The organism is Microbacterium sp. (genome assembly GCF_039812165.1).
GTDB lineage: Bacteria > Actinomycetota > Actinomycetes > Actinomycetales > Microbacteriaceae > Microbacterium.
On record NZ_JBDIAB010000073.1, the window covers coordinates 1 to 12470 of the forward strand.

Annotated in this window: 12 protein-coding genes and 1 tRNA gene; 5 read left to right on the forward strand and 8 right to left on the reverse strand. The window is 71.8% G+C overall.

Features of this window, described 5'->3' with window-relative positions:
• Window positions 1–298: 298 nt before the first annotated feature.
• The 6 genes from WML84_RS07825 to WML84_RS07850 form a co-directional block, all read right to left on the reverse strand.
• On the reverse strand, window positions 299–766 hold the full coding sequence (locus tag WML84_RS07825) for a hypothetical protein (RefSeq protein WP_347345586.1): 468 nt from the start codon (window positions 764–766) through the stop codon (window positions 299–301).
• Between the two features lie 71 nt (window positions 767–837).
• Complete coding sequence (locus tag WML84_RS07830; protein ID WP_347345587.1) at window positions 838–1515, reverse strand: TetR family transcriptional regulator; 678 nt, start codon at window positions 1513–1515, stop codon at window positions 838–840.
• Window positions 1516–1584: 69 nt separating this feature from the next.
• Window positions 1585–3726, reverse strand: coding sequence for a 3-hydroxyacyl-CoA dehydrogenase NAD-binding domain-containing protein (locus tag WML84_RS07835; protein ID WP_347345588.1), 2142 nt, complete (start codon window positions 3724–3726; stop codon window positions 1585–1587).
• Between the two features lie 2 nt (window positions 3727–3728).
• The gene (locus WML84_RS07840) at window positions 3729–4937 is read right to left on the reverse strand and encodes a thiolase family protein (RefSeq protein WP_347345589.1); all 1209 of its coding nucleotides are present in this window, start codon (window positions 4935–4937) and stop codon (window positions 3729–3731) included.
• A gap of 74 nt (window positions 4938–5011) precedes the next feature.
• Window positions 5012–6208, reverse strand: coding sequence for an HRDC domain-containing protein (locus tag WML84_RS07845; protein ID WP_347345590.1), 1197 nt, complete (start codon window positions 6206–6208; stop codon window positions 5012–5014).
• A complete protein-coding gene (locus tag WML84_RS07850) occupies window positions 6201–6779 on the reverse strand; it encodes a DUF3000 domain-containing protein (protein WP_347345591.1) in 579 nt (192 codons plus the stop codon). The genes WML84_RS07845 and WML84_RS07850 overlap by 8 nt, the downstream gene beginning before the upstream one ends.
• A gap of 25 nt (window positions 6780–6804) precedes the next feature.
• Here WML84_RS07850 and WML84_RS07855 point away from each other — a divergent pair, with 25 nt between their 5' ends.
• The 5 genes from WML84_RS07855 (at window position 6805) to WML84_RS07875 (ending at window position 11886) form a co-directional block, all read left to right on the forward strand.
• Window positions 6805–8028 (forward strand): alpha/beta fold hydrolase, encoded by a 1224-nt coding sequence (locus WML84_RS07855; protein ID WP_347345592.1) that lies wholly within the window; start codon window positions 6805–6807, stop codon window positions 8026–8028.
• 10 nt (window positions 8029–8038) lie between these two features.
• Window positions 8039–9061, forward strand: a complete 1023-nt coding sequence (zapE, locus tag WML84_RS07860) for a cell division protein ZapE (RefSeq protein WP_347345593.1) — start codon at window positions 8039–8041, stop codon at window positions 9059–9061.
• A gap of 322 nt (window positions 9062–9383) precedes the next feature.
• Window positions 9384–10619: an ammonium transporter gene (locus WML84_RS07865; protein ID WP_347345594.1), complete on the forward strand. Its 1236-nt coding sequence runs from the start codon at window positions 9384–9386 to the stop codon at window positions 10617–10619.
• A gap of 110 nt (window positions 10620–10729) precedes the next feature.
• Entirely contained in the window at window positions 10730–11314 is a 585-nt protein-coding gene (locus WML84_RS07870) for a type II toxin-antitoxin system PemK/MazF family toxin (protein ID WP_347345595.1), read from the forward strand.
• A 110-nt stretch (window positions 11315–11424) separates the two neighbouring features.
• Window positions 11425–11886: an SRPBCC domain-containing protein gene (locus tag WML84_RS07875; RefSeq protein WP_347345596.1), complete on the forward strand. Its 462-nt coding sequence runs from the start codon at window positions 11425–11427 to the stop codon at window positions 11884–11886.
• 7 nt (window positions 11887–11893) lie between these two features.
• Here WML84_RS07875 and WML84_RS07880 read toward each other — a convergent pair whose 3' ends face one another.
• Both WML84_RS07880 and WML84_RS07885 read right to left on the reverse strand, forming a co-directional pair.
• Complete coding sequence (locus WML84_RS07880) at window positions 11894–12241, reverse strand: hypothetical protein (protein ID WP_347345597.1); 348 nt, start codon at window positions 12239–12241, stop codon at window positions 11894–11896.
• Window positions 12242–12350: 109 nt separating this feature from the next.
• Window positions 12351–12426, reverse strand: a tRNA-Val gene (locus tag WML84_RS07885).
• Between the last annotated feature and the right edge of the window lie 44 nt (window positions 12427–12470).

The following is a 12470-nucleotide window of genomic DNA, read 5'->3' on the forward strand; positions in this document are numbered from 1 at the left end:
TCCCGATCGCGCGGCCCGAGCCCGACACCGGTGCGACCTGGCATCCTGACGACGTTCGCATCCAGGAGCACGACGCCGCCGAGCGCGCTGACAGCTGACCGCCCGGACCTGTGGTGTCACGGCGCGCGGCCCGCTGGCATCCTCGACATGGCGCGTTCGGTCGCCCCGACCGGAGCGGACGACCATTCGCGACAGGTGGGATGCCGCTGTCGAGCTTCGCTTGGCGCATTCTGTCGTCGTTGCCGCCGGCGGCGACCATTCGCGCCAGGTGACGCGGGGTGGTCACGCATGGACGCCCTCAGGTGCGGGCCGCGAGCGCCCAGCGGGCGGCGCGCGAGGCGCGCCACCAGCCGAAGACCACGGATGCCGCGGAGAGCGCGACCGCGAGCGGCGGAAAGGGCGACCACCAGATCGACGCACTCCCCGAGAGGAAGGCGAAGACCCCGGTGACGGCGAGCCCGACGCCGGCGCCGAGTGCGGCGTAGACGGCGACGTGGGCGCGGATGCTGCGGACGCCCGCCATGCCGCGTGCGACGAGCCACGCGACCGGCAGTCCGATGAGCTCGACGACCAGCGAGACGCCGCCGCCGAACACGGCTCCGTAGAGCAGTGCCGCGGGCAGGAACCCGAGCGAGGAGAAGTCCGAGTGCGGCGTCACGACCGTAGCGACCAGGAAGGCGGCCACCAGCGTGATCTCCAACAGGGCGACGAACGCCAGCCAGGCGACGAACCCGCCGTGCACGACCTCCGCACGCGTGACGGCCATCGGTCGATCCGAGGTACGCGCAGAGGTCTCGGGGGCCGTGGACGTCTCCGCGGTCGGCGGCTCCGACGCGGTCATGACCGCACCTCCGCTACGAGGTCGAGCAACTCGCGCACGGGCCGGCGGGCCAGTGACACCCGCGTGAGAGGCAAGGCCGTGCGAAGCAGACCGAGGCCGCGCTCGAGGAGGCGCCGCGTGCGGCGCTGCTCTGGCGACGTGTCGTAGACCCAGAACAGCGCGAGAAGCAGGTGGCCGAGCACGAGCGCGCGGGGGAGCGACCGTGCGATGTCGGCGGGCAGACGATGGTCGGCGCCGTTGACGGCCGTGCGGAAGAGCTCCTCGACGATCGCGAGCGCCGGTGCGGACTCCTCGGAGAGCGGGTTCACCGGCGAGCGCGGCGAGACCGCCGCGGAGAGGAACTCGGGCGCGTGCGCGTGATACGGCGCGAGCTGGTCGAGTCCGGTGCCATACACGATCCCGAGCCGCGCCACGAGGTCGGTCTCTGCGGCGAGCGCCGGCACGGCGGCGGCCCGGTGCGCCTCCTGCACGTCGAGGTACAGCTCCTGCACCAGGTGGTTCTTCGAGGCGAAGTGATAGTTGGTCGTGCCGACCGACACGCCCGCCTCCTGCGCGATGCGCCGGATCGTCGTCGCGTCGTAGCCGTCGTCGCGGAAGGATCGCAGCGCGATCCCGCGCAGCAGCGCCCTGGTCCGCTCGCTCTTGGTCTCCGGCATCCGCTCAGAACTGAACATGTTCAGAAACTAGCACGGATGCGTCCTGCGCCAGTAGCGGGATGCCGGAGACGGACGGCCCCCGGGGCGTCAGTGCTCGATGCCGCGGATCGGCGGGTGGTGGAACGTGTCGCCGAACACCCGCTCGGAGGCGCCCTCGCGATCGAGGTACGGCGAGGCGCCGCCGTCGATGAAGGGCCAGCCCGCGCCGAGGATGAGGCACAGGTCGATGTCCTCGACCTCGGGCACGACGCCCTCGTCGAGCATGATCCGGATCTCCTGCGCGAGGCCGTCCTGCACGCGTCGGAGGATCTCCGCCTCGGATGCCGGGGCGTCGCCGACGGCCCCCTTGAGCACCCTGTCGGCGGCCTTCGTCCACCCGGTCACGCGACCCGACTTCGCCTTCTCGACGACCTCGGGCAGCTCCGCGAGCGCGTGGAAGTTCTCGTTCGCGTAGAACCTGTCGGGGAACGCGTGCGCCATGGTGTCCTGCACGTGCGCGGCGACCTTCCAGCCCACCAGGTCGATCAACTGGAACGGGGTCATCGGCAGGCCCAGCGGCGCGAACGCCCGCTCCACGGTCAGGAGCGGCGTGCCCTCGTACACCGCGCGCGTCGCCTCGCCCATGACCTTCGCGAGGAGGCGATTGACCACGAACCCGGGCGCGTCGGCGGTGAGCACCGCGTTCTTGCCGAGTCCGCGTGCGACGACGAACGCCGTCGACAGCGCGGCATCCGTCGTCGCGGGCGTCTTGACGATCTCGACGAGCGGCATGACCGCGACCGGGTTGAAGAAGTGGAACCCCACGAGCCGCTCCGGGTGCGCGAGCTTCGCGCCGATCTCGGCGACCGACAGCGACGACGTGTTGGTGGCGAGCACCGCGTCGTCGGCGACGATCTGCTCGATCTCGGCGAACACGGCCTGCTTGACGCCGACCTCCTCGAACACCGCCTCGATGACGAAGTCGCAGTCTGCGTACAGGCTCTTGTCGACGGTGCCGGTGACGAGCGCGCGCAGCTTGTTCGCGGCGTCGGCGTCGAGCCGGCCCTTGGCCTCGAGCGTGCCGATCTCGTCGTGGATGTGGGCGACGCCCCTGTCGACGCGCGCCTGGTCGAGGTCGGTGATGAGCACCGGCACCTGGAGCCTGCGCGCGAACAGCAGCGCGAACTGGCTGGCCATGAGGCCGGCGCCGATGACGCCGACCTTGGTGACCTTTCGCGCGAGCGCCTTGTCGGGGGCCCCGACGGGTCGCTTCGCGCGCTTCTGCACGAGATCGAAGGCGTACATGGATGCCGCGAACTGATCGCCCACGACGAGGTCGGCCAGCGCCTCGTCCTCGCGCGCGAAGGCCTCGGCCCTCGTGCCGCCGCGGGCCTTGTCGAGGAGGTCGAGCGCGACGTACGGCGAACGCGGGACCGTGCCGATCTTCGACTCGAGCATGCCGCGGGCCATCTTGATCGCGATCGGCCACTTGGTGAGGCGCTCGAGCTTGCCCGGCTCGTGCTTGCGGTCGACCTTCACCGCGCCGCTCAGCACGCCGTCGGCCCAGCGCAGCGAGTCCTCGAGGTAGTTCGCGGCGGGGAAGATCGCGTCGACGACGCCGAGGTCGAACGCCTGCCGAGGCTTCAGCATCCGGTTCTGCTTGAGCGGGTTCGAGATCACGACCTCGAGGGCGTTCTCGATGCCGATGAGGTTCGGCAGCAGGTACGCGCCGCCCCAGCCGGGGATGATGCCGAGGAAGACCTCGGGGAGGGCGAGCGCGGCGGCCGAGGCGTCCACCGTGCGATAGGTCGAGTTGAGCGCGATCTCGAGCCCGCCGCCGAGGGCGAGGCCGTTGACGAACGCGAACGAGGGCACGCCGAGCTCGGACAGCGAGCCGAGCACACGGTGCCCGAGCCGCGCGATGAGGCGAGCGTTCTCCCTCGACCCGAGATTCGTGATGTCGGACAGGTCGGCGCCGGCGGCGAGGATGTACGGCTTGCCGGTGATGCCGACCGCCTGGATCTCGCCGGCCGCGGCACGCGCGTGCAGCTCGTCGATCCGCTCGCCGAGCTCGAGCATGGTCCGCGGGCCCAGCGTGTTGGGCCGGGTGTGGTCGCGGCCGTTGTCGAGCGTGATCAGCGCGAGCACGGCGCCCGAGGGCAGACGCACGTCGCGCACGAGCGAGCGGGTGACGACCTCGCCCTCGCCGAGCGCATAGAGGGGCGAGAAGTCCACCTGGTCGTGCGACACGGTCACTTCCTCCGCTTTCCGTCGTAGTACGGGTTCTCCCAGACCACCGAGCCGCCCTGCCCGAGCCCCACACACATGGCGGTGAGCCCGTAGCGGACCTCGGGGTGCTCGGCGAACTGCGCCGCGAGCTGGATCATGAGCCGCACGCCGGATGCCGCGAGCGGGTGGCCGAGCGCGATCGCGCCGCCCCACGGGTTGACGCGCGGGTCGTCGTCGGCGATGCCGTAGTGGTCGAGGAACGAGAGCACCTGCACCGCGAACGCCTCGTTGAGCTCGAACAGGCCGATGTCGTCGATCGTGAGGCCCGCCTTGGCGAGCGCCTTCTGCGTGGACGGGATCGGGCCGATCCCCATCACCTCGGGCTGGACCCCCGCGAACGCGTAGGAGACGAGCCGCATCTTGGGCTTCAGCCCCAGCTCGCGGACGGCCTTGCCGCCGGCGAGGAGGCTCACGGTGGCGCCGTCGGTGAGCGGCGACGACGTGCCCGCGGTCACGCGGCCGTGCGGGCGGAACGGCGTCTTCAGGTGCGCGAGCCCCTCCATCGTGGTCTCGGGGCGGCGCCCCTCGTCCTCGGTCGCGAGGCCCCACGCGCCGTCGGCGCCGGTGACCGCGACCGGCACGAGATCGGGCTGGAACCTGCCCGCCCGATAGGCGGCCTCGGCCTTGTGCTGGCTCAGCATGCCGAACCGGTCGGCGCGCTCCTTGGTCAGGTGCGGGAACCGGTCGTGCAGCCGCTCGGCGGTCACGCCCATGTTCAGCGCGTCGGCGCTCACCAGCTTCTCGGTCAGGAAGCGGGGGTTCGGGTCGGCGCCCCCGCCGCCGAGCGGATGGCGGCCCATGTGCTCGACGCCGCCGGCGAGGGCGACGTCGTACATGCCGAAGCCGATGGAGCCCGCCATCGTCGCGACGCTCGTCATCGCGCCGGCGCACATGCGGTCGATCGCGAAGCCCGGCACCGACTGGGGGAGGCCGGCGAGGATCGCCGCGGTGCGCCCGATGGTCAGGCCCTGGTCGCCCTGCTGGGTCGTCGCGGCGATCGCGACGTCGTCGACGCGCTCGGCGGGCACCTGCGGGTTCCGCTCCATCACGCCGATGATCGCCTTGACGACCAGGTCGTCGGCGCGCGTGCGCCAGTACATGCCCTTCTCGCCGGCGCGGCCGAACGGGGTCCGCATGCCGTCGACGAAGAAGACGTCCGAGATCTCGGCCACACTGCCTCCAAGGTAAAGGGGATGCCGTCCAGCCTAGGTCGGCGCTCGGAGGGGCGAAATCGGTTGGCCCGAACCTACGAAGGGTTCTCGACGGCGTCCGAATCGGCCTGTGCAGATTGCACAAAGGCATCGGCGATCAGTTGTGCAGTCTGCTCTATCTGCCAGCGACGCGCGCCATGCGCGGCGAGGGCGTCGCCGATGGATGCCGTGTCCACCACGGCCGGGGGAGACCACGCGATGCGGCGCAGCGTGTCGGGCGTGAGGAGGTTCTCCACCGGCATCCGCAGCTCTTCGGCCCGCTGGTCGACGAGCGGCTTCGCGGCCTTCAGCCGCACGTCGGCGTCGGGGTTGCGGTCGGCCCACGCGCGCGGCGGCGGCAGGCTGTCGCTGCGCACGCGCTCGACCGGGAGCGCCGGGTCGGCGCGCCCGGCCTCGATCGCGGCCCACCAGCGGTCGAGCTGGCTGCGGCTCGCGCGGCCGGTGAACTCCTTGACGCCGGCCAGGTCGTGCTTCGTGGCCGGGTCGGCGCGCACGGCGGCCACGAGCGACCGGTCGGGCACGAGGCGGCCCGGGGCGATGTCCTGCGCCTGCGCGTACTCCTCGCGCGCGGTCCACAGGGCGCGGGCGACGGCGAGGGCGCGTCGGCCGCGCACGGTGTGCAGGCCGCTGAGGCGGCGCCACGGCTCGTCGCGCGGGGGCTTCACCGGCCGCTGCAGCACCGCGACGAACTCCTGCGCCGCGAGCTCGACCTTCTCCTGCTCGACCAGCTCGGCCGCGAGGGCGTCGCGGACGTCGACGAGGTGCAGCACGTCGAGCGCGGCGTACTCCAGCCACGCGTGGGGCAGGGGCCTCGTCGACCAGTCCGCCGCCGAGTGGGCCTTCGCGAGCGGGATGCCGAGGGTGTCCTCCACGACGGCGCCGAGGCCGACGCGGGCGTGACCGAGCAGGCGCGCGGCGAGCTCGGTGTCGAACAGCGCGGCCGGCTCGAGCCCCGCCTCGCGGAGCGAGGGGAGGTCCTGGCTGGCGGCGTGCAGCACCCACTCGGTGCCGCCGATCGCCTCCTGCAGCGGGGCGAACGAGGCGGTCTCGACGGGATCGAAGAGGAACACGCCGGCATCCCGCCGGAACACCTGGATGAGGTAGGCGCGCTGCGAGTACCGGAACCCGGAGGCCCGCTCGACGTCGACGGCCGCGGGACCGGTGCCCTCGGCGAGCCGTGCGACGGCGTCGGCGAACTCGGCGGGGTCGGTGATCGTGTCGTACTCAGCCACGTGCGACCCTGTGCGCTCCGAACACCGCGATCCCTTCCGACCCCGGGGGAAGCCCGGCGAGCATGCAGACCAGCTCCGCCCACGCCTCGACGTGCACGCCGATGTCGCCATCCGGCGACCACGACGCGCGCAGCTCGATCTGCGCGCCGTCGGGCTCGCCCGCGAGCGACCCGAAGCCCTTCGACAGGGTCTTGGTCGCCGTGCCCGAGGCGGAGTGGAAGCGCGCGCCGCGCGTCTCCAGGGCGTCGACCAGCCACGACCAGGCCACGTCCGCCAGCAGCGGGTCGGTCCCGATCTCGGGCTCGAGCGGCGCCTGCGCGAAGCACACGATGCGCCACGCCCCGTTCCACGCGTCGGGCTCGGCCGCGTCGTGCAGCAGGATGAGCCGGCCGGTGCCGTACTCGGAGTCGATGCCGTGGTCGCGCGGCCGCACGTCGCCGGCCAGCGCGAACGCGTCGGGAGCGAGGCTGGAGGGCGCGGGGATCTCGCGCACCGTGAAGTCGGGGCGGAAGGTCAGGGCGCGCAGCGCGTCGGCGACGGCGGCGAAGGCCGGCTTGCTGGGGGCGTCCACGGCGACAGACTAGAGTGAGCCCACGATGAAGGCATCCAGGCGCGCCGTACCCCCCGCGGCATCCCCGACACTCGTCGTCGTCCTGCGCTCGATCATCGTCGCCCTCGCCTCCGCCCTGGCCGGCGTCGTGGGCCTGCTCGGCTTCGTCTCGCTGTCGATGGCGCGTCGCGTCGTGACCCCGAGCGACCGCGTGCCCGACACCGCGATCGTGGGGATCGACACCTCGGCGCAGACCATCACGCTCGCCCGCACGCCCGACACCGTGCTGCCGGGCCGCTACGGGCTGCACACGGTCGGCGACGCCGGCTACGTCAAGCTCGGCACGGTGCTGTCGGCGGACGCCGGCACGGTGACCCGCAAGCTCCTCACCCACGTGCCGCGCGAGGCGCGCCTCGCACCCGACGCCGTGTTCAGCGGCTGGTACTACGACGACCCGGGCCAGCTGCACCTGCCGTTCAGCGCGGAGCGCATCGGCTCGCCGTTCGGGCCGTGCCCGGCCTGGCTGTTCCCCGCCGAGACCGTGACCGACACGTGGGTCGTGCAGGTGCACGGGCGCGGCACGACGCGCGCCGAGTGCCTGCGGGCCGTGCCGGTGTTCCACTCCGCGGGGCTCACGACCCTCGTGGTGTCGTACCGCAACGACGGCGAGGCGCCCCGCACGCGCTCGGGCACCTACGGCCTCGGCACCACCGAATGGCGCGACGTCGACGCCGCGCTCGGAGAGGCGCGCCGCCGCGGCGCTCGCCGCATCGTCGTCATGGGCTGGTCGATGGGCGGGGCGATCGCGCTGCAGCTGTCGCTCAACTCGGCGCACCGCGACCTCATCGTCGGGCTCATCCTCGACTCGCCGGTCGTGGACTGGCGCGTCGTGCTCGGCTATCAGGCGCGCCTGAACCGCCTGCCGCAGCCGGTGTCGGGCCTCGCGATGCGCGCCCTGCAGCGCGAATGGACGGGGCGCGTGACCGGTGCGGACGCGCCCATCCGCTTCGACCGGCTCGACATGGTCGCGCGGGCGGCGGAGCTGCAGCATCCGATCCTCATCCTGCACAGCGACGACGACGGCTACGTGCCGTCGGACGCCTCGCACGACCTGCTCGTCGCCCGGCCCGACCTCGTCGAGCTGCAGGTGTTCGACGTGGCGCGGCACACGAAGCTGTGGAACTACGACCAGGAGCGCTGGAGCTCGGCGATCACCTCCTGGCTGCGCCGGCACGGGTTCGCCTCCGACGCGGTGCCGGCGGACGACTAAGGTTCTTCCTGTGAACAGCGCCGCGGGATCGATCGTGCACCTCGCCGACCGGAACCCGCAGGTGTCGGGCCCCGAGATGGTGGCCGCACTCGTGCCGCCGCCGCAGTTCGACGACGCCACGTTCGACACCTACCGCGCCGACCCGCGGTACCCGTCGCAGCAGGAGGCGAAGGACCTCCTCGTGACCTTCGCCGGCGGGGGAGCGCCCGCGCCGCGCGCGGGGCTGTTCCGGCGTGCGAAGAAGGGTCCCGAGCTGCCGCCCGGCGTCTACCTCGACGGCGGGTTCGGCGTCGGCAAGACCCACCTGCTCGCCGCGGTGTACCACGCCATGCCGGCCCGTCGGAAGTACTTCGGGTCGTTCATCGAGTACACCGCCCTCGTCGGCGCGATGGGCTACCGCAACACGGTCGACCTGTTCCGCGGCGCGCAGCTGCTGTGCATCGACGAGTTCGAGCTCGACGACCCCGGCGACACGATGGTCATGACCCGGATGCTGGGGGAGCTGGTCGCGTCGGGCACGCGCCTGGCCGCGACCTCGAACACGCCGCCGAACGCGCTCGGCGAGGGGCGCTTCGCGGCGCAGGACTTCCTGCGCGAGATCCACGCGATGGCCTCGAGCTTCCGGACGATCCGCATCGACGGCACCGACTACCGTCAGCGCGCAGTGGACGGCCACGCGGTCGTCCTGAGCCCCGACGAGTACGAGCGCGACCTCGCGGCGGCGCCGCCGACGGCATCCGACGACGGGTTCGGCGCGCTGATCAGGCACCTCGCGACGGTGCACCCGTCGCGCTACATCCGGCTGCTCGACGGCATCTCGCTCATCGGCCTGCGCGACGTCGCGACGCTGGAGGATCAGTCCGCGGCGCTGCGCTTCGTCGCGTTCGTCGACCGCGCGTACGACGCGCAGATACCGGTGCGTGCCACCGGCGTCGCCCTCGACCAGGTGTTCGGCGAGGACATGCTCGCGGGCGGCTACCGCAAGAAGTACCTCCGCGCCATCTCGCGCCTGGTCGCGCTCACCCACAGCTGAGCCCGGCTCTCCGCGTGCCGACCACCGGGCCGGCCGATGCCGGCGGTCGGGGTCCTGCACGACCGTGCCCGCCGGGCCGTGTGCAGGGCCGGCCGGCCGCGACACCGTTCGCCGACGTGTGCCGCGGGTCGGCCGCGGCGGCGCACCCCCGGCATCCGCGAAATCGGATGTTTACGCACGGCGGGTCGCTGTAACCGCCGCGTAACACGACGAGCACACGGCGCGAAACGGCGCGTGCTCAGACTTGTCGCACCGGCGCGCCGCCAACCCGAACGCCGGCGTGCCGACCCTCAATGACTTCGACTGCAAAGGAAGCCAGCACATGGACAGCGGAAACCTCGCGTGGTCTGTCGCAGCGACAGCCCTCGTCCTCTTCATGACGCCCGGTGTGGCGTTCTTCTACGGCGGCCTCGTCAAGGCCAAGAGCGTCGTCAGCATGATGATGATGAGCTTCGGAGCCATGGGACTCGTGGGAGTCCTGTGGATCCTGTTCGGCGCCAACATGGCCTCGATCGGCGAGACCGACTCGTGGACCTTCACCTTCGCCGGCAACCCGTTCTCGGACTTCGGTCTCGCCGGGGCCGACAGCGACGGACTCGTGAGCGCCACGTTCGGCGCGACGTTCGCGATCATCACCGTCGCCCTCATCTCGGGCGCGATCGCCGACCGCGCCAAGTTCGGCTCGTGGATGCTGTTCGCCGGCATCTGGGTCACGGTCGTCTACTTCCCCGTCGCCGCATGGGTGTGGGGAGCCGGCGGCTGGATCTACAACCTCGGGTCGGCGTTCGGACTCGACTACAGCGTGATCGACTACGCGGGCGGCACCGCCGTGCACATCAACGCCGGTGCGGCGGCCCTCGCCCTCGCGCTCGTCCTCGGCAAGCGCGTCGGCTTCCAGAAGGGCATCAACAAGCCGCACAACGTGCCGCTCGTGATGCTGGGCGCGGCGATCCTCTGGTTCGGCTGGTTCGGCTTCAACGCCGGCGCCGAGGGCACCTTCGGGCTGCTCGGCACCGAGGACTCGAGCGTCGGCCTCATCGTCGTCAACACGCTCGGCGCGACCGCCGCGGCGATCCTCGGCTGGATCGTCGTCGAGAAGCTCAAGGACGGCAAGGCCACGTCGGTGGGCGCCGCCTCGGGCGCCGTCGCGGGCCTCGTCGCGATCACGCCCTCGTGCGCCAACCTCACGCCCGGCTGGTCGCTGCTCCTGGGGCTCCTGGCCGGCGCCGTGTGCGCCCTCGCCATCGAGCTGAAGTGGCGCCTCGGGTACGACGACGCGCTCGACGTCGTCGGCATCCACCTCGTCGGCGGACTCATCGGAACGCTGTACCTCGGCTTCTTCGCCACCGGCACCGGCCTGTTCGTCGGCGGCGACGCGATGCAGCTGCTCATGCAGGCCATCGCCGCGGTCGTGGTGCTCGCGTACTCGTTCGTGGTCGCCTACGTCATCGGCTTCGCGATCGAGAAGACGCTGGGCTTCCGGGTGCGCAACGAGGACGAGATCGCCGGCATCGACACGGTCGTGCACGGCGAGGAGGGCTACGCGCTCGTCGACTGATCCTCCGGGCTCCGGCAGGGCCCACCCTCTTTGACCGAGCCACCCCCTCGCGTGCCACACGCGAGGGGGTGGCTCGATCGCGTGGGGGCGGGTCGCGGTACGGTGACGGCATGGCCACCGACAAGAACAGCTTCCTCGCGGGCCTCGTCAAGGGCATCGTCAACGTGTTCACGGGCGGCGCCGCGGTGCTCGACGACCAGCTGGAGCGTTCGTCCCGATCGGATGCCGCCGCGCACCGGCTCACCGCCGCCGGGGAGCCCTCGCCGGGGCAGACCGGTGCGACGGCGACCCGCGAGGTCGCGGCGCCGCGAGGCGACGGCATCCGGATCACGTACGCGCCCGACCGCGACGGTGACCCGGACGCGGGCGAGGTCGTCTGGACGTGGGTGCCGTACGCCGAGAACGACGGGCGCGGCAAGGACCGCCCGGTGCTCGTGATCGGCCGGCAGGACGCCGAGCACGTCTACGCGCTGCGGCTGACCAGCAAGCCGCACGACCGCGACCGCGACTTCCTCGAGATCGGACCGGGGCCGTGGGACTCGCGGGGGCGGCCGTCGTGGATCGACGTCGAGCAGCTCTACAGCGTGCACGTGCGCGGCATGCGGCGCGAGGCGTCGGCGCTCGACCTCGACCGCTTCAGCCGCGTGGCGCGGGTCTTGCAGAAGCGCTACGGCTGGGCGGTCGGCGAGCGCTGAGCTCCGCGGGGCCCGGTCCGGTGCCGGAGGTGCGGCGCGTCCTCGCCTTCGCCGAAAGCCTGGACGAGGGCCGCGATCGTGCATGTGTGCGGGCCGAATAGGGTGGTGGCATGGGCCGAACGGACCGCGCGAGCCTTCTCGTCCATGTCGACGCGGCGGACGTGTTCGCGGCGCTGACCAATCGCGACGACCTGCTCGCCTGGCTGCCTCCGAAGGGGATGCGGGGCCGATTCGAGCGTTTCGACATGCGTGAGGGCGGCTCTTACCGCCTGGTGCCGACCTACGACGACGCCCCTGCCGGCGGCGGCAAGACGTCGGCGGACTCGGACGTGTCGGAGGTGCGCATCCCGCGGCTCGTGCCGGGAGAGCTCGTCGTGTGGGAGGTGGACTTCGAGTCGGACGACCCGGCGTTCCGAGGGACGATGCGGATGGAATGGACCCTTCGCAGCGGAGAGCACGGAACCGACGTCGAGGTCGTCGCCCGGGACGTCCCCGACGGGATCCGTGCCCGCGATCACGCCGAGGGGCTCACGTCGTCGCTGGCCAACCTCTCGGCCCATCTCGAGCCGTAGCGACGCCTCAGGGATGCGGCTGACGTCCCAGCGCGGCCCTCCCCGCCGGTGTCAAGCGTCCCTCGACCTGAAGTCGGTCGGCGATCGCCGAGTTGCGCGCTGAGGCGGTGCCCTTCGTGCGGCGGGGCGTGAACTTCCGCAGGTAGGAGGTCTCGTCATTCGCCCTGCGCGTGCTCTCGCTCCAGCCGAACGCGATCCCGGCCTCGAGCAGCTCGTGGAACGTGATGGAGGGCACTGAACTGCCGCTCTTCTGCAGCACCACCCACAGTCCGGGGTGCGTCGCATGGTTCTCTTCGAGCCAGGCCCAGAGGCCGTCCGCGGGTTCGAATGAGCGTCGTTCGAGCTCTTCGGGCATTCTGCTCCTTCGCTCGCTCACAGGATGTGCCGGGCGGGATGCCCATCGCATCGTGCAGCAGGCTACCCGAGAACGAAAGAGAGCCCTTGGCTCGGCCGAGGACTCTCCGTGGTGGGCGATACCGGACTCGAACCGATGACCTCTTCCGTGTGAAGGAAGCGCGCTACCAACTGCGCCAATCGCCCGTCGACCCGTGCGGGCCGAGTACCGATGTTACCGGATGCCGGGG

Coding starts and splice junctions, on each gene's coding strand:
- WML84_RS07825 (WP_347345586.1), bottom strand. CDS start 766: ATGGCCGTCACGCGTGCGGAGGTCGTGCACGGCGGGTTCGTCGCCTGG.
- WML84_RS07830 (WP_347345587.1), bottom strand. CDS start 1,515: ATGTTCAGTTCTGAGCGGATGCCGGAGACCAAGAGCGAGCGGACCAGG.
- WML84_RS07855 (WP_347345592.1), top strand. CDS start 6,805: ATGAAGGCATCCAGGCGCGCCGTACCCCCCGCGGCATCCCCGACACTC.
- WML84_RS07865 (WP_347345594.1), top strand. CDS start 9,384: ATGGACAGCGGAAACCTCGCGTGGTCTGTCGCAGCGACAGCCCTCGTC.
- WML84_RS07870 (WP_347345595.1), top strand. CDS start 10,730: ATGGCCACCGACAAGAACAGCTTCCTCGCGGGCCTCGTCAAGGGCATC.
- WML84_RS07875 (WP_347345596.1), top strand. CDS start 11,425: ATGGGCCGAACGGACCGCGCGAGCCTTCTCGTCCATGTCGACGCGGCG.
- WML84_RS07880 (WP_347345597.1), bottom strand. CDS start 12,241: ATGCCCGAAGAGCTCGAACGACGCTCATTCGAACCCGCGGACGGCCTC.